The organism is Bradyrhizobium sp. (genome assembly GCF_035570375.1).
In the GTDB taxonomy this organism is placed as follows: Bacteria; Pseudomonadota; Alphaproteobacteria; order Rhizobiales; family Xanthobacteraceae; genus Bradyrhizobium.
In genome coordinates, this window is sequence record NZ_DATMLW010000018.1 from 62,474 (window position 1) to 89,269 (window position 26,796).

A 26,796-nucleotide genomic window follows, 5' to 3' on the forward strand; every position below is an offset into this window, starting at 1 on the left:
CCGGTTTTCCCTCGCGACAAACGCGGAAAGCGTTTGCGCGGAGATCATGCTCAAAAAGGATGAGATCATGATGCGATTCCATTTAATCGTATCATGATCTGGCACGAACGCGCCTCACCGCTGGACAAGGTGAGCGTTTGGCGCCGGCGCAAGTTCGAGCAGCGAACCGATTGCTGCAGTCACCTCCAGCCGCTCGCATCAGCCGTTGATGAAAATATTTTCGCCGTGGCTCATGCTCATATCCAGGGAAACCTGATACTGCAGCGAGGGGTGCAGTGGCTGGCCGGCCGCGAATCCCAGGCTTCCCGGTATATCGAGGCTCGCATATTTGTGGACGGTGATCGTCACAGGCGGCAGGAGCTTCGGTATCTGGACGTTTTCGGGCATGAACGGCGTGTTCACCACAGCCTGGAAGCAGGCGTTGGTCGGCAGGTCGCGGAATTGCTTGAGCTGAACGGTCGTGTAAAGGCTTGGAAGGTCGTCGAGCAGCGTCTGCAGGTTTGCGACGAGATAGGGATCGGAGAACTCCTTGGCGAGCGCAGCTTCTGCCTCGGCGCCCAGTCCGGCCCACGGCCAGCCGCCCTGAGGGGTTTTCGCTTGAGCGGTCGCGCCGGGCTCTATTTCGACAATCGGTGCCCAATCGAGCATGGTCTGCGGTGAATGCGCTTTCATCACCATCGCCGAAACCGTGAACCGAAGGGGATCGAGACCCAGCGCGGGCGTGGGATCGAACTTTGCCATCACTTTTGGAAATCCGATGACGTTGCGGCCGCTTGTCATCGACCAGGGATTGTCCACAAACATGAACGGGAAGAAAAATTCTGGAAACAGCTCCGGAAACAGCAGGCCGCCGAACAGGTTGAATTTCCAGACATAGAAACGAAAATAGATTTCCTGCTGGCTGGCATATCCCCAGCCGGAAAATGGCTCCTCATCGAACATCATCTTCGGATAGGTCACGATCTCCATGTCGACGAAGTCGGTGAATGCCCGGTATTCGAAGCCGCGATCCGCCAGCGAGCCGATGTTGAGCATCTCGTTGCAGAGATGTTGAAGGTTTGCCAGCTTCGCCGGCAGCTGAAAGCTCATGATCGTGATGCCGGGAAATTTGTATGGCGGGGGAATCTCCGGATTATCGGGCCGCTGAATGAATTGAATCATGGCATTGTCCTTTCTTGTGCGGAAAATGACCGCCTCAGTTCGTTGCGACTCGTTCCCTTGAACTGAAGCGCCAGATCGGCGCCGTAGACCCTTGCCGGAGTCTGAAAGCCGGAGACAAAGTCCCCGCCGATGATGCGCTTTGCGATTGTGGCGGCCGCCTCAGCCGTGAAACTGTAGCCGTCCGGAGTTTCGAGGCGCGCGCCTCTGACTTGCCTCCACGAGTCTTCGGCTTCGGCCACGACGACGCACCTTTCCGATTGGCGCCGGACCTCGGAGGGGCCTTCGGGCCACGCGCCGGCGACGGCATCGATCAGCGCCCTGACGGGCCTGAGCTGCATGGCGCCAGCGACACCCGCGCCAAGCTGATAGAGGGCGCGCGCGGCAAAGCCAGCTTCGAAATAGGCCTCGATGTTGCGGATGCCGGTCGAGTGATAGGCGGTGAAGACATCGGCCCAGCTCACGGCAACGCTTTCCGTCTCGCCGTCACCAAAATCGAAGGCGCGCTGCAATCTCCCGACGGGCAGCAGCGTCAATTTTCCGTTTCTTCGGATGCTGAGCGGCGAATTGGCAACCTCAAGCGCCGATCGAAAACTCCCCCGCGAGATCGAACCGGGCCGCACCGCGACGCGCAGATATTTCGCGTTGGGGACCAGCGCTGCCACGTGCACCGCCAGGCAATCGGAGGCCACGACGCCAAATCCGGCGCCTGGCATGATCATGATGCCGCGCCCGCGGGCCGCCTCGTCATGGAGAAAGGCATTCAAAAATACCGGCAGCTCACCGGCAATGTCGAGATAGTGGGTGTTCGTGCGCAGGCAGGATTCGATCAACGCGGGCGCCGTCAATGCGAACGGGCTGGCGGCATTGATCAGGACATCGACATCTTCGAGCGCGGAATCGAGCGCTTCCGCGTCGTCGATCGCCATCACCTCCCCCGCGACGCCAAGCTCGGCGGCCAGCGCCTGCACCCGATCCGGCGTTCGACCGGCGACGACAAGGTGGCGGCGCGAATTCCGCAGCCGTTCGGCAATCAACCGGCCGGTGTAGCCCGTCGCCCCGTAGATCAATACGCGACCGCGCAATCATTCCTCCCGCAAGCGTCGCACCTGGATTCAGGTCTATCGGTTTCGACGGCCGATCTTCCCGGATTTTCGGCTTCAGCGATTGAAGATCCAGGTCGCCAGACCGTGGATGAACTCCCTGTCTCTGGAGGGTGGAAGGCCGCCGTAAATCGAATCGGATTGATGCAAGGCGGCGCCGGCGAGCGCGTGGGCAAACTGGCGCACATAATCGATCGACCCGCGCTCCGCGATCAGCGACAACACGAAGGCGACATCCTCCTCATTGCGCTGCTCGCGCGGGCGGCGGAACAACCGGCTCAGCCTGTCGCGCTCGGCGCGCGAAGCGTGACGATAGGCGTGAATGAGAAGCAGACTGCGCTTGCCTTCCAGCAGGTCGCCATTCATTTCCTTGCCGTAACGCGGATCGGGCGCCAGATTGAGCAGATCGTCCTGAATCTGGAAGGCGGCACCGAGATAAAAGCCGAAACGGATGAACGGTTCGAGATCGAGGGCGCCGCGGCTCCCGATCAGCGCGCCGACGCGGGAAGGATGAATGGTCGCGAGCCAGCAGGTCTTTCTCAGAACCATGTTGAGATAATCGTCATCCTCCAGATCGAGGACGTTTTCACGGATCCAGCCGAGCTCGATCGCTTGCCCTTCGAGCGAGTGCCAGGCGACCTGTTCCATCTCGCGCAGGATACGCAGGCCCAAGAGACTTCCGAAAACGCCGACATTGTCGAACAGCGGCCGGAGACTGAGAAGGAACAGCGCATCGCCGGCGTTGATCGCCAGTGGTACGCCGTGCAGCACGTGCAACGTAGGTCGGCCGCGGCGCAATTCACTGCCGTCCTGGATGTCGTCGTGGATCAGCATCGCATTGTGCAACAATTCGATCGCCGCAGCCGAACGGATAGCGTCGGCCTGACTGGCGCCGAACGCCCGCGCGGTTGCGATGCAGATGCTTGGCCGCATCATCTTGCCGGCGCGCCGGGGATAGTCGGCAAGCGGCTCGTACAGATGCCGCGCCGGGTAACCGTTGGGCAAATAGTCCGCCATCGCCTGGCGCGTGCTCGAGCCGTATTCCTCAAGCGTGTCGGCGACGAGCGAGGACATGCCACCTCGTTTCGTCGCCGCATGACGTTGCGGCTTTGGCGACTTTCGCGCCCTAGTCCGCGACCGTGACACTGATCGTTCCTCCCGCTTCGTTGGTGCTGCTGTCGACGACGACGCCAGTGTAGGTGCCTGGCTTCTGGTCGTCGGGAACGTCTATGACGAGCACGAGGCGGAGCGGGTCGGAACTGCGGGTGAATTTCGCGTCGAGCGAATGCCCTGGGTCCTTGTGGACGAGGTGCCGCACGAGGGGAACGAAGCGCGCCGAAGACGGGCGAAGATCGAGCGCCACGTGTTTCGCCTTCGCCCCCTTCACGACGATATGAGGCGGCGCGCCAGGGATTTCAGCATCGGCAGGCGTAAAACTGCTGAGCGTCCTGGCGCTGCCGGATTTTGCGGTTCGCGTCACTGTGCCGGCGCGCCTGGCCGGGGGGCGCGAAATGCCGCCGCCACCGGGGCCGCCTGAAAGCGGGGCTTGCGCGTCGATCGAACGGACAATCATCGATATCAGTTCGAGCCAGGTGACGCCGATATCCCTGGTAACGGCGACGAGGCTCTCGGCCAGCGTGTTGATGTTGGCATTCAGTTGCCCGGTGTTCGTCATGCCGTGGCGCATGCGCTCCGCGGCGCCGCGTCCGGCTTCGATTTGTTCCTCGATGAAAGAGGAGCTTTGCTGGACCATGCTGCTGATCGCCCGCTGCAGGCTTTCCGAAATTCGCGGCGCCGGACCGTCGCTGGTCTTCTTGTCGTTCTGGTTGTTCGCGCTGAGCATGATGCGGGTTGCGCGTCGGAGCGGAGCTTCCCGATCGGGATCGTTGCGCCGCAGCCGCTCGCTTGTACGCCTGGTAGTGGATTTTTTTGCCATGTCGCATCCCCTTGGGGCTATGGATCAACTAATCATGGGTGATCAAAACCGATAATGTCTTCAAGTGCGGGAAAGCCGGAAATCGCGTGCGACGCGAGTCGGCCGGACATCACGGCGGCCTCGACGCATCCGAGATTGAGGCTGCAATCCGTCCAGTCGCCGGCTATGGTCAAATTGTCGTAAGTATTGTCGAGCGGCGAAATGCGATGGCTGGCGCTGCCGGGCACCGAAAGCACGTAGCGGTCGGAAGGGTTGACGTTCGCCGTCCAGTATTGCGTGCCGAAGCGACCGCGTGTTGCGCGCTTCCCACCCTTCGTCTTCGCATCTGGATCGACCAGCAATTCCCAGCGAAATTCGCCTCCGCGTCCCTTCGCGTTCGGCCACAGATTCTCGATGTCGCGGTTGAGAAACTCGATCGCGTTGTTTCGCACTTCGTCGCGGCGACGTTTCGGATAGTCGATGTCGTCTGCATCCGGCTCGCGCCGCGGGTCGGCCAGCACGTTGCAGAAATAGGCAGATGTGCGCGGCAGTGGACGGTGCCAGTTCTCGGCCGGCACCACGTGACCCATGTCGGACCAGGTGTCGAACGGTTTGACGAAGCTCGTCAGCGTGACCGGCGGGATTTCCCAGCCGAGCTCCTGAAGGTCGGCGGCAAGCCAGATCTGGAAAGCCTGTGTGGCGACGGTCTTGACACGCTCGACCATGGCGCGCCAGCGGGCGTTCGTGGCGATGATCTCGCCGCAGACAGAAGGCAGCGCGCCGATACCGATGCCGAGCACCACGAAGTCGAAATCGCGCGTCACCTTCAGTTCGCATGTCCTTGCCTTTCGGCGATCCCAGTGGGACTCGAAATCCCGGCCCTCGCGCCGCATCCGCGCGCCGGCCTTCAATTGGGAAAGATCCGGTCCGGCGGGCCAGCATGGCATGTCCTTGACGTCGACCAGCGGCTGATATTCGCGCGCTCCAAGCGTCTCGGCCTGGATATCGAATTCGAGCGCTTCGACATGCGGCTTTTCACCGGGTTCAAGCTCATTCGCATCCGCCAGTCTGACGTTGCGTAGCCGGTGAAAGAACTTGAAAGTCGCGCCGCGGGCCCGCAGGACTTCGTAAAAGGGCGCGAACACCACGTCGCCCATCCCGGCGCGCATTTTCCATAACAGCGCGCCGCGATAGGTGAAGAAAAACCGCAGCGTTCCGCGCAAGGCGGCGCCGGCGGCAATGGCGGGTCGGCCCTCATCCCCACCCTCGTAAGCCATCGCCGTATCGTAGAGAACGCGCGTGAACGGGGAGTTGAGCGCGCGCTCGGAGGCGCCGTTCTCGCGCAGCCACTCCCGGTGATCGAGATGATCGATGGCATCTAAACCCCGCGGGTCGGTGAGCAGCTTGTAGCGAACGGCACCAACGAGATTGGCCAGGACCAGGTCGATGATCTCCCACTGATATCGCGTGTGGTCATCGCTTGCGACGATCGCTTCGAATTGCTTGCGAAGCGCCGATGCGATTGCTTCCAGCGCCGGAAGCAGCAAACTTTCAGGCACTTTCGGCATCGATTTGAGCGCGGCCTCTATCAGCGCCAGTGCTTCGACCGCAATCGCAGCCGAAGCCAGCGCGCCGACGCGCAAAAGGCCTGCGATTCTTGCGGCGATGTCGACCGGGTCGCCTTGGCCGGCACTTGGCTCCGAGTCCCGATCCACATCCGCGTTCGCCGTGCTGGATGCGCGGAACGTTTCGAGGCCAAGCAGCAGGGTCCGCAACAGCGAAACGGCGCGCGCCAGATAGTGGCTCAGGGCGAAGGGATTCTGTTCGTGGAAAGCGTCGCCGGGCAGCCCCGGCGCCGGAGGAAAATGCGCCGCCCAGTTGATCCAGCCGCCATGCGCTGACGTGCCGGCGGCCGCTATATGCGAGTCCGGGAGGAAGAACTCACGCCAGTCTCGCCGCCGGCGTTTTCTTGTGTCTCGCGCCTTCGCACTTCGGTTTTTTGCCTTCGTCTTTGCGTTCAACTCCTCGTAGCATTGGCGCAGCAACCGGAACGCATTGTCGTAGCATCCGAGCCAGACGTGCAGCCCGTGCTCCTCGATACGTCCCGCAGGGCCGCGGCCGGACGCGCCCTTGCCGCCCAACCTCCAGCCGATCTGATAGATGGTGACGTGATAAGCGCCCTTGTGCCTGGGCCTGGTCAGTTCAAAAGCCGCCGCAATCGACGCGCAGCCGCCGCCTATGATTGCGACCTCTATGGGCTTTCGGTTTCCCACTGACGCTTCCCCATTTCGCTGTTGCTGCACGAGGTGTCGCGGCCGTTTGTCGCAAGGCTATTTCACTCCCCATGTTACATGCTTTTTCAGCGCCGAAAAGGCCTTTACCTTCGATTGACGGACCTTGTGCAGGCAACCGAGCGTTCGTCGCACTACGCGCTGCGCACGGTTAGGATTTGTGGCAGATTTCCACGGCCGGAGCCGGTGAGATGCTCGATCCCACGGAGGACGCTTCGTCGCAGAAGGGTCGGCCGCTCGGCCAAAGCGAGCATCGCCAGATTACCGTCTTGATGACCGACCTCGTCGGCTTCACCGCCTTTGTCGAGCGGACGGGCGAGGAAGCAGCCTTTGCGCTGGTGACGCAGGTCTCGGGCCTCACCACCGCTGCGATCCACCGGCATCGCGGCACGGTGAAGAATTTCACCGGCGACGGCATTTTGGCACTGTTCGGCACGCCGACCGCGCTCGAAGACGGGCCGCTGCGCGCCTGCCGCGCGGCGCTGGAGATACAGCAACGCCTTGGGGCTGCCGGCGACCGGATCGAGGCCGAACTCGGCCATCGCCCGCTTCTGCGCATCAGCCTCACCACCGGGCCCGTCGTGCTCGGAGCGGTGGACAGCGGTGAAAGCACCGGCGTCACCGCGCATGGCGACATCGTCAATCTTGCCGCACGGCTTCAGGCCGAGGCCGTGCCTGGCACGGTCGTCATGAGCGATGCCATGCTGCGGCAGGTCGAGGGGATGGTCGATGCCGAACCTGCCGGCGTCTTTCACTTCAAGGGAAAGAGCGAGCAGCAGACGGTTCATCGCCTGATCGCCATCAAGGATCACGCCACGCGGTTCGACGCCGCGATCGCGCGCGGGCTGACCTCCTATATCGGCCGCACCAGAGAGATGGCCGTGCTTGAAGATCAGCTCAAGCACCTCAATTCGGTGCGCGTCGTCGACATCGTCGGCGACCCCGGCATCGGCAAGTCGCGGTTGCTCTACGAGTTCGCGCTGCGCCAAGCGTCGGTCATGATGTTGCGGGGAAACTGTTCGGCCGACGGGCAGGAAACGCCGTTCCTGCCCTTCATCGAGGTACTGCGCAACTGGTTCTCGCTGAGCCCCGGCGAACCGGAGACCGCCATTCTTGGCAAGCTCGAGGAAGGCCTGAGGCGCCTCAACTGCTGGTCGCAGCAAAATCTCGCGCTGCTGCTCAACCTGTTGGGATTGAAGGCGCCCGGCAATGCGCTGGCCGAACTCGATGGCACGCTGATCGGCGCGCGAACGCGGGATCTGTTGCTGCGGTTGATCGAGGAGCAGAGCCGGCGCTCGACGGTGGTCCTGCTGTTCGAAGACCTGCACTGGATCGACAGCGCTTCCGGTGATCTGCTGCTGCGGATCGTCGACCACGAACCAGCTTCACCGCTGGTGATCCTGCATACACGGCGCCCGGAATATGCGCCGGCCTGGGCGGGGCGTCCGGGCGTCGTGGAGTTGCCGATGGCGCCGTTGTCCTCATCGGAGACGCTGCGGATTGCGCAGTTTCGCTTTGGCGTCGACGATCTGCCGGAGCCGCTTGCGGACCTGATCGTGGAGAAAGCGGAAGGCAACGCGCTGTTCGCCGAGGAGATCGCAAGCTTTTTGATCGAACGCGGCACGGTGCGCGTGACGCCGCTGGGATTGGGTTTTGACCCCAAGCGGATCGGGGCGGCGTTGCCGGCAAGCGTGCAACTGCTGCTGACGGCGCGCGCCGATCGCCTCTCGGCGGAGGATCGCAAGCTCTTGCAGATGGCAGCCGTGATCGGGCGCCGCTTCGATCCAAGCCTTCTGTCCGCGGTCGAGAGCGGATTTGGCGATGTCGCAGGCAAGCTTCGTGTCTTGCAGGAACTCGACTTCGTGCAACGAGACCCGCAATCGGGCGATTTCGAATTCAAGCACGTGCTGATGCGCGATGCGCTCTACGACAATCTCCTGAGCGCGCTGCGCGCCGAATTGCATTTCAAGGTCGGCAGCGCGATCGAGCGCCGTGCCGCCACGCGCCTGAGCGAGGTCGTCGAGACGCTGGCGCATCATTTTTCGCTTTCGGGCCGTCACAACAAGGCGTTCCGCTACTGTTCGCTTTCGGGAACCAAGTGCCTTGAAATCTATTCGCTCGAGGAGGCGGAGGGGTATTTTCGCAAGTCGCTGAGCCTGCTCGGACAGGCGCCGCAATGCGCCGACGATGCCGCGATGGCAACAGTCGTCGCCTTCCTGCTGGAAGTCCTGTATCTGAAGGGCGACCTGATCGGCCTTTCCGAGATCGCGGAATCCTATATTCCGCGGCTCGAAGTTCTGGGCGACACGCCGCAACTGGTGTTCGCGCTCTATTTCCACTGCATGCTCCTGAATCACTTCTGCGAGTTTCGCGCCGCCGAGGCTCGCGCCAAATCGGCGGTGCACATTGCCGCACACCTCAACGACATCCGCGCCCAGGCCTATGCGAGATCGGCGCTTTTGTTCTGTTCGATCATCCTGGGCCGGCACACGCTCGAGGAGGCCGAACGCGAAGGCAAGCGCGTGCTCGAAGTCTGTACGCAATCCGGCGACAACTACATTCTCAACTGGGCGTATTGGTCGATCGCCTGGGATTACGTCTGTCGCGGGCTGACAAAAAAGGCGCGGCACTGGACCGTGCGGTTGATGGAAGCGGGAAGGCAGCGCCAGGATAACCGGGCGCTCGGCATGGCGTTCTGGACGCTGGCCTGGATCGACATCCAGGCCTACCGCTTCAGGGACGGCATCGCCAATGCGCAGCGAAGCCAGCGCACGGCGATCACGCCATTCGACCGCAACGCCGGTATCATGGCGAACGCCACCGCCCTGTTGCTGGAAGGACGCGTGGAGGAGGGGCTCGCGCAATTGTTGAACCTGAAGAAATGGGCGCTGGCGCATCGCTGGGCCTATACGGCAAGCGGGTTAGATTTCGCCGCTGGACCTGCGCTCGCCATGACCGGGCGGATCGGCGAGGGCATTCGAACGCTGAAGAGAGGAATCGCGGTCTGCGATGCGGCGGGAAGCCTCGCGGTGGCTTCATGGAATCGCCTGGCGCTCGCCGAGCTTTATCTCGGCATGCTGTCGACCACGAGCCGTCCGCCGATCAGGCTGATTCTGCTCAATCTGCTCCCGATTCTGAAGGTCCGGCTTTTCGGCCTGCGGCAGGTCAGGATCTTGCTTGAACAGCTCTCGCTCAATGCCCAGATCCACCCGGAGAGCACGACGCGGGCGCGGATCGAAATGGACTTTGCAAGGGTTTGCCTGAGGGAAAACGCGCCCACCCAGGCGCGCCAGCATTTGTCGAAGGCGCGCGCGGCCGCGCTGGCGCAGGAGTTGACGCCGATACTCAACGAGATCGATGCCATCGCGGCGAAGTTGGCGTGAAGGACCCCAAGGGCGGCGAGGGGGTTGCGGTCTCTCGTCAGGGCAATGACCTCACCCGGATCGCGTCTGATAACGCATTTCACCTCTCCCCGGCGGGGAGAGGTGAAAAGTGCCACTGACAAATCGATGCGACCAAATAATCATCCCGCTTTAGCGTTTCGCGCGCGCCTTCTTGCGGAATGCCTCGATCTGTTCGGGCTCCTTGTCGTCCAGCGTCGCCAGACCTTCTTCCGCCCCGCGTTGAGACCGCAGCAATTCGTCGAGCTTGGCGTGAATGGCTTGCGTGTCGCGATGTTCCGACCGCTGGATGAAGAGCGTCATCAACAGCGTCGCGATGCTCGCAGCTCCCTGCCAGTTGAAGGATTCCCGGTCGAAGATCACCCACAGCGTCGTGTAGACGGCCACCGCCGCGACCGACCATGGCCGGGACAGCCATATCCCGGCTCTGGTCAGGAAGCGATTGAGCTGCGCGCGCATCTCGAGGAAAACGAAACGATGGCTCAGACGGTTCCGCTATCCTCATGGCGTAGAAATGAGCAACGGTAATGCAGGAGGTGGTCCGATAATTGCTTCACATTCCTGACGTCAACCTTCCTCAAGGTGGAAACATGCGCGGAATCGCAATTCTCATTGCTGCCCTGGTGACGCTGTCGGTAATGGTGCGGCCGCATGAGGCTCACCTGGGACTGCATCCGACCTCACCAATGCCGCCGGTCAATGTACCCTGACCGCCGGCACTTTGCGGACTCAAGACGTCGCAAATTCCCGGCTTGCGCGAGGCGGAAAAATCGGGTCTGCCGATGCGTCTTCGTGATCGCTGCGTCAGGCCGGGTTTAGCTGACGCGCAGCCGTCCAGTGACTCTCGACGAAGTCGCGGATGTGTTCGGGCAATTCGTTGCCGTCGATATCGAACCGGGCCTGGATTTCCGCGGCGATATCTTCGGAGACGTCCTCTGCCCAGTGTTCGAGGGTATTGAAGGCGACGACGCGAAGCGGATCGTTGAAATGGCCTGAGATCAGATCGCAGATGACGGTTTCCGGATCGGCGCGCTCGATCTCGGTTTCGCGGCGGACGCTGCCTTTCGCGTCGACGCTGTCCACCACGATGTAAATGGTCTGATCGGCTCCGTACGGCACGATCCCCGGCGTCCAGCTTGGCATCTCTCGCTCTCCAATGACGCTGCCCGATCTATTAAATTTGCGAACCCGCCCCGGGGTTCCTCAATTTCGGGAAAATCGCCATCGCTGGCGGAAATTTCGCCGCAGCACCTTGTCGCGCGAACCATCGCCGCGCTCGAAACGACGAACAAGCTCGCGCAGGCGCGCGGGCATCTCCGTCTGCTGTATGGGCAGCAGAATTCGCAGCCGTTCTCCCATCTCCTGGCGAATAACCAGATTGTGCTTCGGCTCAAGGCCCATATCGCTCATCGGAGCGCTCCATTGTCGCTTGAGGAGGTAACGGGGGAGCGACCTGCGCGGTTCCTCCTTGGGTTACTTTTTGAACATTGCCGAGGAACTCAAAACACGTTCCTACGTTTGCAACTGCAGAACTGCGGGATTCCGGGGGGAGTCTTGGATTTGACATTCGCTTTGCGAACTCGCGGCCAGCGAGTTCGGTTGCGAAGGTCGAATCCGCTTCGCCAGTGCGATTGAATGCCGCCAGATTGCGCCGCGTCGGCGCCAAGACTGAAGCTGTATCGCGTATTTCGGGGCGGGGGTTGCGCTTTTGAACGAACTGCCGATCATTCTTCTCGTCGAAGACGAGCAGGTCCTGCAAAACCTGGTCAGGCATGCCTTGAGCGATGCGGGCTTCGATCTCACCGTGTCGGCATCGGCTGACGAAGCGCTCTCGATGCTCAGGAGCGGAGTGGTCAGATATCGAGCGCTCGTGACCGACATCAACATCGATGGCGAATTGAACGGTTGGGAACTGGCAAGGCAGGTCAGGGAAATAGACGCGGCTTTTCCCGTCGTCTATGTGACGGGGGCGGCTGCCGATCAATGGCCCTCGCATGGCGTCCCCAACAGCATCCTGCTCGAAAAGCCGTTTGCGCCGGCACAGCTCGTGACCGCCATCTCGCAGCTCTTGAACACGGGGCCGCAATGATCCGCGACTAGTGGAGTGGATTTGACATTCGCTACCCACCTGGCCACAAGCCCGCAAAGCGAATGTCAAATCCTAAACTCCACTAGAATCTTATATTTGCCAGTGGTCCTTTGATTCTAACATTCGCAAAGGCGGTCGCTGCAACGGGAAGCGAATGTTGGAATCAGACCATTAGGCCGAGGCGAAGTGGATGATGCTGACCAGCCTGGAGCGTGAATTCCTGGAGCAGGTATCTTCGCAACCCTGGCCCAGCCCGCCGCTTTTCGATCACAATTTGGTCGTTCGGCTCGTTGAGGCGGGTCTGGTGCAAACTGAATCGCTGCCCGATGGCGCGGTGGTCTACGAGATTACCGAGGCCGGACGCGCGGAAATATCAGGCTGAGTGCGGTGGTTCAGAAGTCCGCATCATTACTGCAGCGAGTCCACTGGCGCAAACGCGAAGCTTCAGACCGTTGCCGATGCGGGAGCGGTGGCTTGTTTGGCCGACTCTGCCGCCGGTTTGTCGTTGCCGGTCTGGCCGCCGGTTGAGAAGGCAACCGTGCATCGAACGCCGTCTGGTTCATAGGTGATGCTCGCATCGGCGCCTTCCGAAGCAAATGCGGCGCGCAGAAGTCGCGAGCCGAAGCCGACCCGCGAAGGTTGAACGACCGGTGGTCCCGATCGCTCCTTCCAGTTCAGAGCCACCCTCCCGCTCGTCGGCTCCTCGGACCAGTTGATCTCGACCCGGCCAGCCGGGAGGGACAGCGCCCCATATTTGGCGGCATTGGTCGCCAGTTCGTGGATCAACAGCATCAGCGACAATGCGAAGTCTTGCGGCACGATCACCGAAGACGGACCGGAAAGCGTGAACTGCGAGGCGTCGAACGGCTCCAGCGCCCTTCCGACCAGTTTTTCCACGCTGATGTCCTTGTCCGCAAGTTCGATCAGCTCGTGAGCGCGCGTCAGTGCAGCGAGCCGCGCGGTCAGGAGCTTTTGCGCCTGCGCCAGATTGTCCGAATTTTGAAACGTCTGTCGAACGATCGCCTGCACCAGCGTCAAATTGTTCTGGACACGGTGCTTCATCTCGGAAGCCACGGTTTTGGCGCGCGCTTCTGCGGTCGCCAGTCGATCCATAACGATATGCACGAAGGACGTCACGACAATCATCATCGCCGCCAGCGCCCAGAACGTGATCAGTCGAAAAATGCCCTCGCCGGTGAACGCGATTTCCAACTTCGGCGGGATCCAGATGTAGGCAGAGAGCAGTCCGCCGAGAAGCGCGGTGGTAACTCCCGACCAGATCCCTCCGAAAAGGCCGGCGATCAGAATGCTGGGAAACAGGAAATTGAAATACAATCCGCGCTCGATCAAAGGATCGACTGCCGCGCGGATCAGGAGCGACACGCACACGGTGATCAGGGCGATAAGCTGTCCTCGCCAGAACGGCCGCCTGTAGACAGGCAGGTAGTTTATCAGCCAGCGCATTGCATTTCCCGATAGGCGGATTGAACCATCGAAGCCGGGGGAACCACAAGACGCGCCATCAGCCGTTTTGCGCTGAATTTGCATGAATAAATGGACCGTCCGAGTGGCACGGATTCATCTCCATGCTGCCTGTGACGAAATATGCCTGAATGTGGCACGGCGGACCTGGCCGCGGCCGGCGGTATTTGCAGCGTAGCAATGGCTTATTCCGCCAATTTAGGTATGTGAACGGCAGTATTCCAGTATTTTACCGGATGTTCGGTATGCCCGCTGCCGGACACCGGATGAAGCAACTGCAATCATGTTGAACATCCGTTCAAGAAAGTTCCTGCGAAGTTCCGGAACGCCTCGACCGCGCCGTTTGTTGGCGCGGGGTAACTGACGATTGGAGAAGGAACATGAAGAAGCTTGCTTACGTTTTCGCCGCGTTGGCGACCCTTGCGGTTGCGGCGCCGACAATCGCAAGCGCTGAAGGGTTCGGCTTCCGCATCGGCAGCGACCGGGACTACTATCGCGACCGCGATTATTACGGCCCCCGTGTTGAGGTTTATCGGCATGACAACGGCTGGCATCGCGGATGGTATCATCGCGACGGCGACCGTGAGGTGATCATCCGGCGTCACCATTACTGGGACGACTAACAAGACCGATGACGGAAATGGCCCCCTCGATCGGGGGCCATTTTTTTTAAGGCAGTGCGAAGGTGTTTCGCGGCGTGTCTGCCGCAAACCGGCCGCGCCCAAAAACGGGTTTGTCCAATTGCCTGAATCTGGCCCAGTCAAAGACGGCGGTCGGCGGGGGCGGGGAGCCTCCCGCATAGCCGCAGGCGACGCGAGCGGGAGGCAAGTGCCTATTGGTCAGAAGTATTGGGGTACCTTCAAAAAGGGTTCGGGCGCGCCTGGAATCCAGGATCGGCAGCGCCGGCCTCGACCCGCTCCACCCGGCAGCCAAGGGCTCGCCGGGTGGATAAACGGGACCCTTAGCCTCCTAAGTTAACCCCACCGTCTCCGATTTTCACACATTGTCCACTTTTGTACGTATGTTGCGGAACGGAATTCGTGTTCGGCAATTGTGCAAAAACACTCGTGAAAAAGGACATTGCGTAACCGTGTCCGCGAACCGCTTCCATGCGCGTCAGGCAGCTGTGGCGCTGTTAAAGATGGCGAAGACAACTTCCGATCCGGACCTGGCGGCTAATCTCGTGCGGGTCGCCGCTGATCTCAAGGAACAGGCCGGAGAGCTTCCGCCCAGGCTGAAGGCGGAAGTGCCTGGTGCGCAGGAAGAACAATGAGGCTCCTTCAGCTTTGGGCGGATCATGCAGCCAGGTTCGAAACCCGCGTATCGTTCGGCGATCGGCCGTCCCTTGATCTTCGAATGCCCGAAAACCCTAAACAACGTCCAGCATTGGCTGGACGGTGACGACGCGCCTGACCACACCTACGAATCGGTCGTCTGCCCGGCCTGCACCGGATTGCATTTCATCAACCGGAAAACCGGCAAGCTGCTCGGGCAAGGAGAAAAGTAATCACTCGATCACCTCGTTGGCCCGGCCGACCAGCGGCAACGAGAAATCAACACCGAGGGACCTTGCGGTCTTCAGATTGATGATGAACTCGACCTTGGTCACCTGTTCGACCGGAAGGTCGGCCGGCTTGTCACCCCTGAGGATTCTTCCGACAAGAATACCGACGCTGCGATACCCTTCACCAATATTGGGCGCGTAGCTCATGAGACCGCCGGAGTCCGTGAAGGAGCGCCATCCGTAAACCGTCGGCATGGCGTGTTCAGCGGCGCGCCTGACGATTTCCTTATCCTGGCCGGTAAAGAACGCATCGACCGCGACGACGAGACCGCTTGCTTTCAGCCCGGCAAGCGCATCGAAGGCGGCTTCGACTTCGATTGCGGTGCTGGCCCGCAACACATCGAGATGCACCCCGAGAAACTGAGCCGCCTCCTGCGCAACCCTGGCTTCGGACTCATGAGCCGGATTGCTTGGGTTGGTGAGAAGAGCGAAGGCAGTGGCTGATGGCAACAGTTCCTTCAACAGCTGAAGTCGCTTGCCTGCAAGTTCGCTGCTTAGGACCACGACCCCGGTCATGTTGGTACCGGGGTGGTTGAGACTGTTGACCAGTCCCAACTGGATCGGATCGGCGCCGATGTTGAAAACAACCGGGATGGTGGAGGTTGCACCCTTGGCTGCCACTGCCGGCGCGGTACCGCCGATCGCCGCGATAACGGTTACCTGACGACGAACGAGATCGGCCGCGAGCTCCGGCAGGCGCTTATAGTCTCCGTCCGCCCACCGGTATTCAACCGTCACATTCTGGCCTTCGATGAAGCCGGCTTCGCTCAGGCCTTTGCGAAAACCGACGGTACGCATCGCGTCGGCTTTCAGAGACTCGCTGCTCAGATACCCGATCACCGGCATGGCCGGCCGCTGGGCCCGCACTGCACGTGGCAAGGCGGCCACTGCAGCCGTGCTGCCGAGAAGCGTGATGAAATCGCGGCGCCACATACCCCGATCTCCCGACCTCGCAAGCGCCTATCTTAACGATGAAAACGCGCACTTTGACAGGGGAAAGACGGGCACGGCGCATCGCCGGCACAGCTTCCACCATGAATCGATGGGGTTAGTTCGTAAGAATGCCTGCCGTCATAACATAAGCTAACGCCAAATTGTGCTTTCGCGCTCAAGCTTGATTCGAATCGCATTTTGATTCGCTCGCAAGGCTGATTTCGCGATGACGACGAATATAAGGGAAGATGCGCTGGAGCGTGAAGCCAAAGCCGTGCAATGCCGTTGCCCGGAAGGCGCTGCAGTTGCTCCGCGCCTGATCCTAAAATTTCTCGACGTCCGCAGCGGCAAAACCGTACGCCTCTACCGATGCCAATGCGGCGAATGCATCTGGGATGATTGACGCCATCTTCCGACGCCGCCGAGTGCCTGGACCAGCCGACGTTTCGCTACGAGCGAAACAGCGCAAAATAAATCACATACAGCCAACCCAGGATGCCGTGGATGATTGCCCAGAGTATCGAGTGGTTGGTGGTGTAGGATATCGCCATGGCAAGGGCCGAACCAAAGCCCACGCCGTATTTTGCTCCCTCGACTCGAATTCCGTAAAAGCGATTTCCGTTCATATCGCCGCCTCCGCTGGGGCCGCCGGATGCTGCAAGGAGTGCCACGAAAGGGGGATCATTTTAATGGCGGCGCAATAGGGATTGAACCTATGACCTCTCCCGGGTGAAGGGAACGCTCTCCCGGCGTCGCCTACGGCTCGACCGAAAAATCGCAGAAGAATAGCTGCTTTGTGCAACCTGCGATTCTGTCGCGAGAAGAGCAATGCGCCCTGTAGTCGGCGCAAGTGGGACCGGATTGGGACCAGAAAGTCGCCGAGGCAGCCCCCCGCAGACCCGATTAGATACTCACCCATGCGTTTGATAGCGGAAGGCAAGAAGGGTGCCGTCATCCTGCAAAACCCACTAGTGACTCTCCCTGAGTCATGGAGAGGCCTTTGATACTAAACCTCTCGGAGCAGTTCCCCGTTGCCTCCGTTTCTTCCGCGCAGAGACTCTCTATCCAGTGCCTTTAGCCGGATGACCTCTATTGACGACGACCGAACAGGGTAGAGCGACCGGAGAGAAATCCTACCAGTAATGGGTAGGGGTCAAGAGCGTATTGATAAGGGGATCTCGGGGGTGACTAGTCGTGGTTAGCGGTCTGTTCCTATTACTGTCTAAATCGAACGGAACATCTCCCCCGAGAACCCTCGGAGACCCGAAGTAGAGTGAGTGGCGCGGCCGATAGTTGTCTTCGATCAATGACGTCAGCTTTATGGTTCTCGCAAGAATTGCCGAGGCCTTGACTGTGCCGCTGCCAAGACTGCTAGGCGGATGAATTCGAGGTCACTTGGAGTCTAGATAGCCCCTGGATGACTCAGGGAGAGTCGCGGATTCGTTTTGCTCGTCGATGCTACCTTCCCCTGCTTGCCCGTTTGGCCTCACAGCGAGTCTCCAGAATCCAGCAAATGGCCAAGGCTAGAACCGGTGATAGGTAGTGACCGTATGCCCTAGACCTACTCCCCACTGGTCCAGTCGCTGCCGGCGGTCCACGAATGGAGGTCCGCCAACGGATCAACCCTCCTGTTTCTCGAACCACGACCGCCGAGGAGAGTCCACAGAAATAAAAGCGAATTTGGCTACTGAGGATCTAGCTTATCAGGTGCAGTGGTCGACTGCGTGAGCAGCAAGATGTGCATAATCATATCGTTGCTGAGCTCATCAGAGTTGTCCAGCTTCGAAAAAGGAGTGACGATGACATGTTGCTTATCTTCGACCGTCTGAAAGGTTATTTTTATGTAAGATGGATCGCTGAAAGCGTTGGAAATTGCGGTTCTTATAGCCCCATGATTCTCCTGTAACAGGTCTTTTCCAAGATACCAACGCCAGCGTCGAACCAACTGTTCATGCTTGCCTTTCGCGAAACTAATTAAATCTCCGGCATCGACCTTCACGTTTGCGGAGAGATTGACACTAAAGTTGCCAGATGGAGGAACGTTTACGACCACGGAATTAACAGTAGTTCCGTGCGGGATTTTACCTGCCGCAGTAAGATTGCTGACGGCAGCGTTCTGCGCAATAAAAGTTGGCACCGAAGCGGGACTTCCGGCAGCAAGAGGAGCACCGGGAGCAACCGTAAAATTCAGTGTTGCAGTGGAATTAGACGTGTTAGTGGCGGCCATCGTCGCGCTGGGGTACAGAAAATCATTCCAGTCATTGGGCCATCCTGAGAGAGCATTCTGAGCTATGAACAAGTCCGATATATCCAACAAATCAAGGTTTGCATTTGCGAAGGCAGCAGGGAGAAGGACAGCACCAGGATGAGGTGTATTACCAGAACTCTTCACGGTTAGAGCCGCCGTCAGGGGGCCCCCGGCATCAAAACGATTGTTAAATAGTCTCGCGAGCCGCTGAGTCCCCTTGGTCTGAATCAGTCCGCCCATTCTCGCCTCCCATCAAACCGGTTGATTAGGAAATCTTATTCTTCGAATCCTGAAACCCTATTCTTCCGATATACGACCGTCATGCGAAATTGATGCGAAAGCCTCGAGCGCGCAGCTTGGCATGTCCAGGCCGACTGCTCCTGAACGCAAAATAGAATACCGGCAATCCGGAGACAGATCCGGTTCGTCATCCTCAAATTGGCTTTCCAGCATCCTATGTAGTTTCAAGATCTCCCGAGCCGCTCTCAGCGTCGCTGCACATGCGCGCGGTCCCCAAATTCTCGGCATTGCAACGCTGGCGGCCCAATAGTCTGCCTGACCTTGCCAAGTCATCCACGGCATGGCGGGATCGCGTGGTGATCCTCCCAAATGGTGACCCGTCTCGTGCGCCAGCATCAACGCCAGTCCATATTTTGTGATGGCCGGGTGTCGGACCAAACCTCCATAAACCCGCACGAACCGCGCCGACCCAAGTCGCCAGGCCTGGGCATTGATCGTTGGAGACTCCCAAAGCAATTCATAGGTCACTTCGGGAAATGCGCGACGGAATTTCTTGAACAGGACCAACAACACGCGGCGACGATGCTGCTGAGACCGCAGGCTCGGAAGCACTTCTTCCGTGGGCCAGTCCAAGAAGCTCATGTAGCCTCACTTTGCGCATTTCCATAAGAAATTGTCCAAATGTAACATAGCTCACACTCAACCGCGAGGTCTATGATTTACACAGTCCATTTAAGGTCGGAGGGCGGACCACCTTCCGGCGGCACGCTTGTGCCTTGTTGGAAAATTGATGATCGAAGCGGGCCGCCTTAAGACCGCCCACGCAATGATGCGCCAGAACATTTGGCTGTTGGAGAGCGGCATGGAATTGATCTGCAAATAAGTTTATAGTTTCACGAGAATTTACGGTCCGCTCCCGGTGCAGGGGCCATTGATGCAATGTTTGCGTTGCGGTCGCCAGAATAAGGCGTCCAATGATTATTGCGAAGGATGCGGGGCTACCCTCGGGATTGAGTGCAGCGCCTGTGGTCACCTTAACGGGCCGACAGCTCGCTTTTGTGGGCAATGCAGCGCTGCCCTGAAGCCGATAGCTGCCGAGGCATCCAGTCAGTCGTGGCAGCATGTGCTGAAATCGCTGAACGCCAAAGGCGGAGAGCGTAAGCGGCTCACAATTCTATTTGCGGACATCTGCAACTCAACCGGCCTCATCGATACTTTGGGCGATCCCGAACTGGGTATGCGACGTTTGCAACCCGTTCTCGACCTCATGAATGAAGCCGTTGTGCGTTACGAAGGTGTCGTCAACAAATCACAGGGCGATGGCGTCATGGCTCTGTTCGGTGCGCCGCAACCCCATGAAGATCACGCCGTGCGTGGCTGCCTCGCGGCGCTGGCAATGCAGGAGGGAGTAAGACGCTTCGGCGATTCTGATTTGCAAATCCGAGTCGGCATTCACACGGGCGAAGTTGTTGTTCAGGCAATAGAGCACGGAATTTACCAAACCTATGATGCCGCCGGCGCAAATGTGCACCTCGCAAATCGCATGGAGCAGCTGGCTGACGCGGGCAGTATTTTCATTTCGAAAGAGACTTACACGGCTGCCAAGCAATTCGTCGAAGTTGAACCGTTAGGCCCCCAAGCCATTCGGGGGATCGCTGCACCCATCGAGATTTTCAAACTCAGAGGACTTCAGCACGCTCCTTCAAGTGGAGTGTTTCGAAGCGGCCGACGGTTGAGTCCTCTCACCGGCCGAGCCGATCAATTGTCCGCTCTCTCACTCGAACTCGAAAACACGATGAAGGGAGATGGTCGTGTTGTGGGTGTCGTCGGTGAGGCGGGCATTGGCAAGAGCCGTCTCTGCTTCGAGTTTGCCGAAAGTTGCCGTCAAAAGGATATCCGTGTCTATGAGGCGCGTGTCTTGGCGCATGGCAGGGCAACTCCATTTCAACCAGTGTTGGGGCTGTTGCGCGATTACTTCGGCCTTCGCGTCAAAGAAGCAGCCGACATTTCTCGCCGTCGCGTCCTTGACCAGTTGGCAGCCCTCCCCGTCTCCGAGCAGTTATCGCCCGTATTGTTGGAATTGTTAGGCCTTGCCGACCCTATGCAGACAGCAGTCAAGCTCGACCCAAAAACACGAAAAACTCTGTTGCTCGATTTTGTTAGAACCCTGCCGCGGTCACCTCGGGTACCCACCGCGGTTGTTATCATCGAGGATCTGCATTGGATCGACGCGGCCAGCGAAGAGTTCGTTGAGGCCCTGGCTGATGCAGTTGTTGGCACCACGACGCTTCTGGTTGTCAATTTCAGGCCAGGGTTTGTCGCACCTTTGATACAGCGATCACACTATCGACAAATCAACATGCCGCCCCTCCCGCCGGCAGAGGCTGCCATTCTGTTGCAAGATCACTTTGGCAACGACCCTTCACTCGCATTGCTCAGCAGGAACATCATTGAGCGCGCTCAAGGAAATCCGTTCTTCCTGGAAGAGCTTATCAATGCCCTCGTGGAACGCGGAGACTTTGAAGGCGATAAGGGTGCATACCGATTGAAAGGAGGCATCGATCTAATTCCGTTACCTTCAACGGTGCAAGCCGTAGTAGCGGCTCGGATCGACCGTCTTGAGGAGAACGCAAAAGAGGTCCTCGAGATCGCTTCAGTGGTTGGCCGGGAGATTTCGACATCAATTCTCGACGCGGTCGCCGGTTTTGCCCCGGCTGAGCTATCGGAAGCGGCCCAGCATTTGAGGCAAGCTGAACTGCTTTATGATGTGCCGCCCTTCGAACAGCGACTTCTCGCATTTCGTCATCCGCTCATCCAGGAAGTTGCCTATCGATCACTACTGCACGAGCGTCGCCGCGAGCTTCATTCGAAAGTGGCGCAAGCAATTGAGAGTCTCTTCAAGGATCGCGCCGAAGAGCGGGCTTCTCTCTTGGCATATCATTTGGAGCAGGCTGGTGAAAACCTCAAAGCGGCACAGCAGAATATGCGCGCTGCCATTTGGATTGGCGCGAACGACCCCAGTCAAGCACTGAGAAGCTGGAAGAAGGTCCGCGAACTACTGGCAAATCTGCCGCCGTCGCAACCGATAAATTATTTAAAGATGATGGCTTCAGGCCAAATCGTAAACTTTGGTTGGCGGGAGGGGATCTCGGCGCAGGACGCTCTCATCTATTTCGAGGAAGCCAAGCAGCTAGCAATAGCCTTAGGAGACATGAGGGCCAATGCGCTGATTCACGCAGCGTATGGAAGAATTATAGCAAACGGCGGCTCGGCGGATGAGTATGTCGAAAAGATTCGCGAAGCCAAGGCGATCGCCGATCAGGGTAACGATGCCAGCGTCCAAATCACGCTTAAGGCTGTGCTGTGTCACGCGCTGAGAATGTCGGGCTTCATGGCCGAGGCGCTTCAAGTGAATATTGAGGCAACGGAAGAGGCGCACAAAATCGTAAAATTCGACAGACAAACGCTAGGTTTCGATGTCGAGATCTGGCTGACCGTGATGCGCGGCCAAACGCTGGTCATGCTCGGTCGGGCAGATGAAGCCCGCCCATTCCTCGATCGGATCATTCAACTGGAGAGTAGCCAGATTGATGTCCTCCATCACGTTATACCGAGTTGGGCCTATGTCGATTTGGCGTGGGTAGAGGGAAACATCGGACTGGCTCAAGAGCATGCCGACCGGGCGTTCTCCCTGGCCGTAAAAAGCGGCAACCCCTATTTGCGAGTCTATGGTCAAGCCTGTCGGGGTCTTTGTCATATCGTCGCAAGAAGACTCACCTCGGCAATTCAGGATTTGTCCGATGCTCTCAGCTTCGCTCGATCGCGTAAAGCCGGTTTGGAAAATGAACCTCGCATTCTTGCTGACTTGGCAAATGCCTACAAACTGAATGGCGATGATGCGACTGCCCTCGCTACGGTTGACGAAGCGATCAAGGTTGCGACAGAGCGTCATGCTCGTATTCCTGAATACCTTGCCCGCATCGTTCGTGCGGATTTGTTGCTTCGGTCCAAAACGGGCGATCAGGAAGCCGAAGGAAAGCAGGAGCTGGAGCGTGCAAGAGCGCTGATGCAGGAAACCGGCGCCAGGCTTTTCGAGAGCTTCATCGTAAGCACGGGTGCTGAGCACGCTCACACTGACCAAATATCGACCAGGGCTGGCTGAGCTGGTCGTTAGGCGCAGAAATCCCGAAACATGAATCAGCCGGCAAATCACCTACACCGAGACCTTGTCGACCGGTCAGCGTCCGCTCGGGGAGATACGGGCAACCTGCAGCTATCTCGAGGACAAATGAATTTGGGCAATCTTGTCGCTCCGGCTGGAGCCGATAGCCGCCGAGTCCGGTCTCGTGACTTTGGTCCGACGCACCTGACAGGAGGATCTAATGGACGCAATTCTTAAAGCTGCATGGTTTCTGGTTGGTTTCGTCAGTCTTACTCTTTGGTGCGCGACGCCTGTGGCAGCCGAGAGCGAGCAAGTTCAATTCTACAATTCTCCTGCCGCCGCTGCTGCAAAGCTGCCATTCAGCCAGGCGGTACGAGTCGGAGACGTGCTGTACATGTCAGGTGCCATCGGCATCTTGCCGGGCAAAAGGGAATTGGCTCCGGGCGGGATTGAACCTGAGACCAAGCAGGTGATGGACAATATCGGCGAGGTCTTGAAAGCAAATGGTTTGACTTTCGACGACGTTTTCAAATGCACTGTCATGCTTGCGCACATGTTCAATTGGGGTGCATTCAACAAGATTTACGCGACTTATTTCAAGCCGGAGCGTTTGCCGGCGCGATCCGCGTTTGGTGCCAGCGGATTGGCCCTGGATGCCGAAGTCGAGCTGGAATGCTGGGCCTTGGCCCGCAAATAATCGATGGATCGTGCACCCGCCGTTCAACCAGGAAGCGGCATAAGCCTTTTGCTTCCGGTTAGCCGAACGCCTGCATCACCCGGCTCATCGCCGGATGCTGCTGGTTCTTCTTCGCGGGAATAATCTGCGCAAATCAATACATCATTTGCGCGATGTTATAGATAACTTGTAAACGTTTGGACGGGATTTGTCGCTGCTCCCCCCATCAATGACTGGACGGTGGAGCTGGATGGGTGCCAGATATGCTGGCCAGTGAAACCCACGCACCTTCATCGCAAAACCGACAGCGAGCGCAGGCAGAACAGAGGCTTCGAAATTGCTGCGTTAGCTCCTTCACGATGGATCGTGATGATGAGACGAGCAATCGTAGCCTTTGCAACATTGATGGCACTCAGCCAAACGGCCACGGCGGGCGTGCCGTTGTTTGGCCATGTCTCTTGCGCCGTTGTCCGTTTCTATGTCGCCAAATACTCGGAAGCAGCCGCAGAAAAGTGGGCACGAGGTCATGGCGCCGGCGATGCCGAAATCGAAACGGCGCGTCGTTGTCTGCATGGCTCTAATGTACAGACTGCAAGCCTGGCTGCGAAGTCACCGGTGGCCGCCCCTGTAACCGAGCAGGAGCGCGCCCAGCGCGAACCAGCCGAACGCGATCGGGATCAGGACGCGCTGCACGTCGTAGCCGCGCAAGGTCAGCGGGCCAGCCCCGAGCAGGACATTCACGACAACGAACCAGCTGTTCATGGCGTCATCGGTGCGAAGGATATCGAGGATCGTTCCGCCGAGCCTGTGAGCCACGAGATCAAGAATGATCCCGCTCCCTCCGATGGAAAGACTTCCACATCGCGCCCACGCCACGTCGGCGCCATGCATCGCGCCCACGTGCCATTGCTCAAACGACTATGGGTTCAGCTAACCAGGCCGCGCCAATTCCGCGTCGCCTTTTTGCATTTCAGGACGCGACGATTTTGAACAGCGAAAAAGCTGCAATTCAACTGGTCATGTTTGGACCAGTTACCGGAGGGCGGCATTCCAAAGACACCATAAGCTTTCATCGCTTCCGCCTGGCTACGCGTTCGCGTGAACCAAGCCCGCCTGTGATCCGATACTCCGACGGCATTCGAGATTTCATCCCAAACGTTCGGAGAAGATCATCCAAGCGCAATCAGTGTTGAATGCCATTGATCACCAGCTGCGAGCTAATGGAGTTAATGAGTTGCTGTTGAATAAATTGATAGCCTGCGGGATTGAGGCCCTGAACGCGAGCAAGTCGCTTGCCCCTGTTGCTTCCCGGGGCAAATGCCAGCGTAATTTTGTCCGTGTAGATTTCGGAAAAGCTCGTTAGAGCGGCCACGTTCTTAATGCGTATAAGCTGCCAACTCGGCCCTGTAGCAGAGATCGATTTTGTGATCACAAACTGCACGGTCCCACCGAAAACGCTTTTTTGGCCGCTCTTTAGATTTTCATCCAGATTGGGACTTGAGACGGCCATCGATACCAGATCTTTCAGTCCTAAACTGCCGGCGAGAGGGGTGTTCGCCGGCGGACATAGGTAGGATTTTCCGGCTTTCCAATCAGAATAGATTTTCCGGGTTGAAAGCTCGATATTTTCGCTAAAGGTGTGGTCGCGAGCTTCGCTAAGCGTGGCGTTCGCTGCAAACGTAAAGGTCTTTCCCGGGCCCAGCGGATTAACGTAGGAGACACTCGGCGACAGGCCACCGCTATCGTTGACCTCAAGTGATAGAGCAACCGTTACATCGTAGTCCTCATTCAAAAGGAAAAGGCGATGAAAAGATGCGGGGTCACTTGGACGGTCATCTCGAACCATATCGCGTATTTCGCATTGAATACGCTCAACGATTGTTTTGGCGGTTGGTTGACCGTATTCGTCTAGCGGAACGTCATACGCGGGGACTGCACATCCGCTACAGACCAAACACCCCGCCAAGGAAGTTAGGATGATCCTGGCTATGTCCGTGATCGATCTGGCTGAGCGCATTTTCCCGGCGTCCAAATAGGATTTTTACCCAATTCAGCTGCAAGCTTTTCGCAATAGCTCTTTGTAACACCCTCGCGTTGAATGTCGGGCCCGCTTCCTACCAAGGTGCAACAACCGAGCACCCCGGACGTTGACTTCTTTTTTGTAGCGGCCTTTTTCGTGACGGCTTTCTTCGCCTTGGACGGCGGTTTCGTCTGATTAGCCCCTTTCGCTTTGGCGGCCTTTTTCGCCGCTTTCGCAGCTTGTTTCTTGGACGGCCTTCTCATTACGACCTCCCTTCGCGCGGGAGCCTATTTAGGGTTGCAAATGCGAAGTGGGCAACTGGCTCACAATGGAAACTTTATTATTTCTGCCGTTGTGCTTTTAAGGCCACTTACTCCTGTGAGGAGCTATCGGCATGAGCATGGGCACTGATTTTGCTTAGCGAATGGTGGGCGCAATAGGGATTGAACCTATGACCTCTCCCGTGTGAGGGTGAAACCCATCATTGAAATCACCACGCTTTCTTCCGCGCGCGGCGCATTCCACGGATTTTCTGCCGCGACCGGGAGCACGTCGGGCGCGCATCGGGGCTCAACGGCCCGCTCCTTGTCCTCGAACATCACGTTGTCGCACAGCAGAAGGGGCGTCAACCTGACCCCGGCCCCGTGCTGGCAGGGATCGTGGCGATCGGACGCGACGCTCGAGCTTGACAGCCTTAAATGTAACTTGTATGGTTACGGTTATGACCGCGAACAGTCGTATGGCGAGTGCCGTCCACATCATGAGTTTCGTCGCTTACGCCGGCGACGAGGGGACGACTTCGGAGGCAATCGCGAAAAGCCTCCAGACCAACCCGGTCGTGGTGCGGAAGATCCTCAAGCTCCTCGAGCGGGAGGGACTGGTCGCTCTTCACCAAGGCCGTCACGGCGGCGTCGGTCTCCGGCGCCCGGCGTCTCGCATAACACTCGGTCAGGTCTACAAGGCGGTTGAAAGCGAGACCGGCATTTTTGCCCTGCGCAGCCAGGTGCATGAAGGATGCGCGGTGGCCGGCGCGATGAAACGAAGGCTCGGCCCAATCTTCAACGCTGCGAACGACGCCGTCGAGCAGGCTCTCAGCAAAACGAGTCTGGCGGAGCTGGTACGCGGCGTCGGCTAAATTTGCCTGAAATTGTAACTGACACGGATATGTTTAATCTGAAGGAGTGACGACAATGGGTAAGCTAACGGACAAGAATATCCTCATCACCGGCGGTAACAGCGGGATCGGGCTGGCCGCAGCGCAGGAATTCGACCGAGAGGGCGCGCGCGTCGCCATCTGCGGCTTGAATGAGGGGACGCTGCAGGCAGCTAAAGGGACGCTGGGAGCCGGAAGTCTCGCCCTTCGCGCGGACGTCAGCAAACTCGCCGACCTCGATACGATGTTCGCCACGATCAAGCGGGAGTTCGGGCACCTGGACGGCCTGTTCGTAAATGCAGGTTACAGCGAGTTCCTGCCGTTCGAAGAGGTGACAGAGCAAAGCTTCGACATGGTGATA

General features: G+C 58.7%; 27 protein-coding genes. 10 read left to right on the forward strand and 17 right to left on the reverse strand.

Features of this window, described 5'->3' with window-relative positions; translation table 11 throughout:
* Window positions 1–198: 198 nt before the first annotated feature.
* From VNX23_RS02255 to VNX23_RS02275, 5 genes are all read right to left on the reverse strand, one after another.
* A complete protein-coding gene (locus VNX23_RS02255) occupies window positions 199–1,161 on the reverse strand; it encodes an acetoacetate decarboxylase family protein (RefSeq protein WP_325627534.1) in 963 nt (320 codons plus the stop codon).
* Entirely contained in the window at window positions 1,158–2,243 is a 1,086-nt protein-coding gene (locus tag VNX23_RS02260) for a saccharopine dehydrogenase family protein (protein WP_325627536.1), read from the reverse strand. Before VNX23_RS02260 ends, VNX23_RS02255 begins: the two co-directional genes overlap by 4 nt.
* A 75-nt stretch (window positions 2,244–2,318) precedes the next feature.
* Window positions 2,319–3,335, reverse strand: a complete 1,017-nt coding sequence (locus VNX23_RS02265) for a polyprenyl synthetase family protein (protein WP_325627538.1) — start codon at window positions 3,333–3,335, stop codon at window positions 2,319–2,321.
* 52 nt (window positions 3,336–3,387) lie between these two features.
* Window positions 3,388–4,197: a hypothetical protein gene (locus tag VNX23_RS02270; protein ID WP_325627540.1), complete on the reverse strand. Its 810-nt coding sequence runs from the start codon at window positions 4,195–4,197 to the stop codon at window positions 3,388–3,390.
* A gap of 32 nt (window positions 4,198–4,229) precedes the next feature.
* Window positions 4,230–6,449, reverse strand: a complete 2,220-nt coding sequence (locus tag VNX23_RS02275) for an NAD(P)-binding protein (protein ID WP_325627542.1) — start codon at window positions 6,447–6,449, stop codon at window positions 4,230–4,232.
* Between the two features lie 209 nt (window positions 6,450–6,658).
* Between VNX23_RS02275 and VNX23_RS02280 the strand changes: the two genes are divergently transcribed.
* Window positions 6,659–9,850: an ATP-binding protein gene (locus VNX23_RS02280; RefSeq protein WP_325627544.1), complete on the forward strand. Its 3,192-nt coding sequence runs from the start codon at window positions 6,659–6,661 to the stop codon at window positions 9,848–9,850.
* Between the two features lie 150 nt (window positions 9,851–10,000).
* Here the strand turns inward: VNX23_RS02280 and VNX23_RS02285 are convergent, their stop codons facing one another.
* From VNX23_RS02285 to VNX23_RS02295, 3 genes are all read right to left on the reverse strand, one after another.
* Entirely contained in the window at window positions 10,001–10,327 is a 327-nt protein-coding gene (locus tag VNX23_RS02285) for a low affinity iron permease family protein (protein WP_325627546.1), read from the reverse strand.
* A gap of 345 nt (window positions 10,328–10,672) precedes the next feature.
* Window positions 10,673–11,011: a hypothetical protein gene (locus tag VNX23_RS02290; protein WP_325627547.1), complete on the reverse strand. Its 339-nt coding sequence runs from the start codon at window positions 11,009–11,011 to the stop codon at window positions 10,673–10,675.
* A gap of 60 nt (window positions 11,012–11,071) precedes the next feature.
* The gene (locus VNX23_RS02295; protein ID WP_325627548.1) at window positions 11,072–11,278 is read right to left on the reverse strand and encodes a hypothetical protein; all 207 of its coding nucleotides are present in this window, start codon (window positions 11,276–11,278) and stop codon (window positions 11,072–11,074) included.
* A 298-nt stretch (window positions 11,279–11,576) separates the two neighbouring features.
* On the opposite strand from VNX23_RS02295, the gene VNX23_RS02300 reads away from it, so the two are divergent.
* Both VNX23_RS02300 and VNX23_RS02305 read left to right on the forward strand, forming a co-directional pair.
* Window positions 11,577–11,957: a response regulator gene (locus VNX23_RS02300; RefSeq protein ID WP_325627549.1), complete on the forward strand. Its 381-nt coding sequence runs from the start codon at window positions 11,577–11,579 to the stop codon at window positions 11,955–11,957.
* A 190-nt stretch (window positions 11,958–12,147) separates the two neighbouring features.
* Entirely contained in the window at window positions 12,148–12,339 is a 192-nt protein-coding gene (locus VNX23_RS02305; RefSeq protein ID WP_325627550.1) for a hypothetical protein, read from the forward strand.
* A 62-nt stretch (window positions 12,340–12,401) separates the two neighbouring features.
* Here the strand turns inward: VNX23_RS02305 and VNX23_RS02310 are convergent, their stop codons facing one another.
* Window positions 12,402–13,421 (reverse strand): sensor histidine kinase, encoded by a 1,020-nt coding sequence (locus VNX23_RS02310; RefSeq protein WP_325627551.1) that lies wholly within the window; start codon window positions 13,419–13,421, stop codon window positions 12,402–12,404.
* Window positions 13,422–13,819: 398 nt separating this feature from the next.
* Here VNX23_RS02310 and VNX23_RS02315 point away from each other — a divergent pair, with 398 nt between their 5' ends.
* The 3 genes from VNX23_RS02315 (at window position 13,820) to VNX23_RS02325 (ending at window position 14,946) form a co-directional block, all read left to right on the forward strand.
* Window positions 13,820–14,062 (forward strand): hypothetical protein, encoded by a 243-nt coding sequence (locus VNX23_RS02315; protein WP_325627552.1) that lies wholly within the window; start codon window positions 13,820–13,822, stop codon window positions 14,060–14,062.
* A gap of 467 nt (window positions 14,063–14,529) precedes the next feature.
* Complete coding sequence (locus VNX23_RS02320; RefSeq protein ID WP_325627553.1) at window positions 14,530–14,712, forward strand: hypothetical protein; 183 nt, start codon at window positions 14,530–14,532, stop codon at window positions 14,710–14,712.
* A 24-nt stretch (window positions 14,713–14,736) separates the two neighbouring features.
* Window positions 14,737–14,946: a hypothetical protein gene (locus VNX23_RS02325; protein ID WP_325627554.1), complete on the forward strand. Its 210-nt coding sequence runs from the start codon at window positions 14,737–14,739 to the stop codon at window positions 14,944–14,946.
* Here VNX23_RS02325 and VNX23_RS02330 read toward each other — a convergent pair whose 3' ends face one another.
* The 4 genes from VNX23_RS02330 to VNX23_RS02345 all read right to left on the reverse strand — a co-directional run bounded on the left by VNX23_RS02330 (window position 14,947) and on the right by VNX23_RS02345 (window position 19,066).
* On the reverse strand, window positions 14,947–15,936 hold the full coding sequence (locus VNX23_RS02330) for an ABC transporter substrate-binding protein (protein WP_325627555.1): 990 nt from the start codon (window positions 15,934–15,936) through the stop codon (window positions 14,947–14,949). It lies immediately after the preceding gene.
* A gap of 449 nt (window positions 15,937–16,385) precedes the next feature.
* A complete protein-coding gene (locus VNX23_RS02335; RefSeq protein WP_325627556.1) occupies window positions 16,386–16,562 on the reverse strand; it encodes a hypothetical protein in 177 nt (58 codons plus the stop codon).
* 1,058 nt (window positions 16,563–17,620) lie between these two features.
* Window positions 17,621–18,424 (reverse strand): hypothetical protein, encoded by an 804-nt coding sequence (locus VNX23_RS02340; RefSeq protein WP_325627557.1) that lies wholly within the window; start codon window positions 18,422–18,424, stop codon window positions 17,621–17,623.
* A gap of 57 nt (window positions 18,425–18,481) precedes the next feature.
* Window positions 18,482–19,066 carry a hypothetical protein gene (locus tag VNX23_RS02345; RefSeq protein WP_325627558.1) on the reverse strand — a complete coding sequence of 195 codons (585 nt, stop codon included), beginning with the start codon at window positions 19,064–19,066 and terminating at the stop codon, window positions 18,482–18,484.
* Between the two features lie 292 nt (window positions 19,067–19,358).
* On the opposite strand from VNX23_RS02345, the gene VNX23_RS02350 reads away from it, so the two are divergent.
* The gene (locus VNX23_RS02350; RefSeq protein ID WP_414642938.1) at window positions 19,359–22,586 is read left to right on the forward strand and encodes an adenylate/guanylate cyclase domain-containing protein; all 3,228 of its coding nucleotides are present in this window, start codon (window positions 19,359–19,361) and stop codon (window positions 22,584–22,586) included.
* 220 nt (window positions 22,587–22,806) lie between these two features.
* A complete protein-coding gene (locus tag VNX23_RS02355) occupies window positions 22,807–23,283 on the forward strand; it encodes a RidA family protein (protein WP_325627560.1) in 477 nt (158 codons plus the stop codon).
* Between the two features lie 588 nt (window positions 23,284–23,871).
* Here VNX23_RS02355 and VNX23_RS02365 read toward each other — a convergent pair.
* The 4 genes from VNX23_RS02365 to VNX23_RS02380 form a co-directional block, all read right to left on the reverse strand.
* Complete coding sequence (locus tag VNX23_RS02365; protein ID WP_325627570.1) at window positions 23,872–24,162, reverse strand: hypothetical protein; 291 nt, start codon at window positions 24,160–24,162, stop codon at window positions 23,872–23,874.
* Between the two features lie 283 nt (window positions 24,163–24,445).
* On the reverse strand, window positions 24,446–25,108 hold the full coding sequence (locus tag VNX23_RS02370) for a hypothetical protein (protein ID WP_325627561.1): 663 nt from the start codon (window positions 25,106–25,108) through the stop codon (window positions 24,446–24,448).
* Between the two features lie 140 nt (window positions 25,109–25,248).
* Complete coding sequence (locus VNX23_RS02375) at window positions 25,249–25,545, reverse strand: hypothetical protein (RefSeq protein WP_325627562.1); 297 nt, start codon at window positions 25,543–25,545, stop codon at window positions 25,249–25,251.
* A 186-nt stretch (window positions 25,546–25,731) separates the two neighbouring features.
* A complete protein-coding gene (locus VNX23_RS02380) occupies window positions 25,732–25,911 on the reverse strand; it encodes a hypothetical protein (protein ID WP_325627563.1) in 180 nt (59 codons plus the stop codon).
* Window positions 25,912–26,003: 92 nt separating this feature from the next.
* Between VNX23_RS02380 and VNX23_RS02385 the strand changes: the two genes are divergently transcribed.
* Entirely contained in the window at window positions 26,004–26,417 is a 414-nt protein-coding gene (locus VNX23_RS02385) for an Rrf2 family transcriptional regulator (RefSeq protein WP_325627564.1), read from the forward strand.
* A gap of 55 nt (window positions 26,418–26,472) precedes the next feature.
* A partial coding sequence (locus tag VNX23_RS02390; RefSeq protein ID WP_325627565.1) for an SDR family NAD(P)-dependent oxidoreductase occupies window positions 26,473–26,796 on the forward strand: 324 nt, incomplete at its 3' end.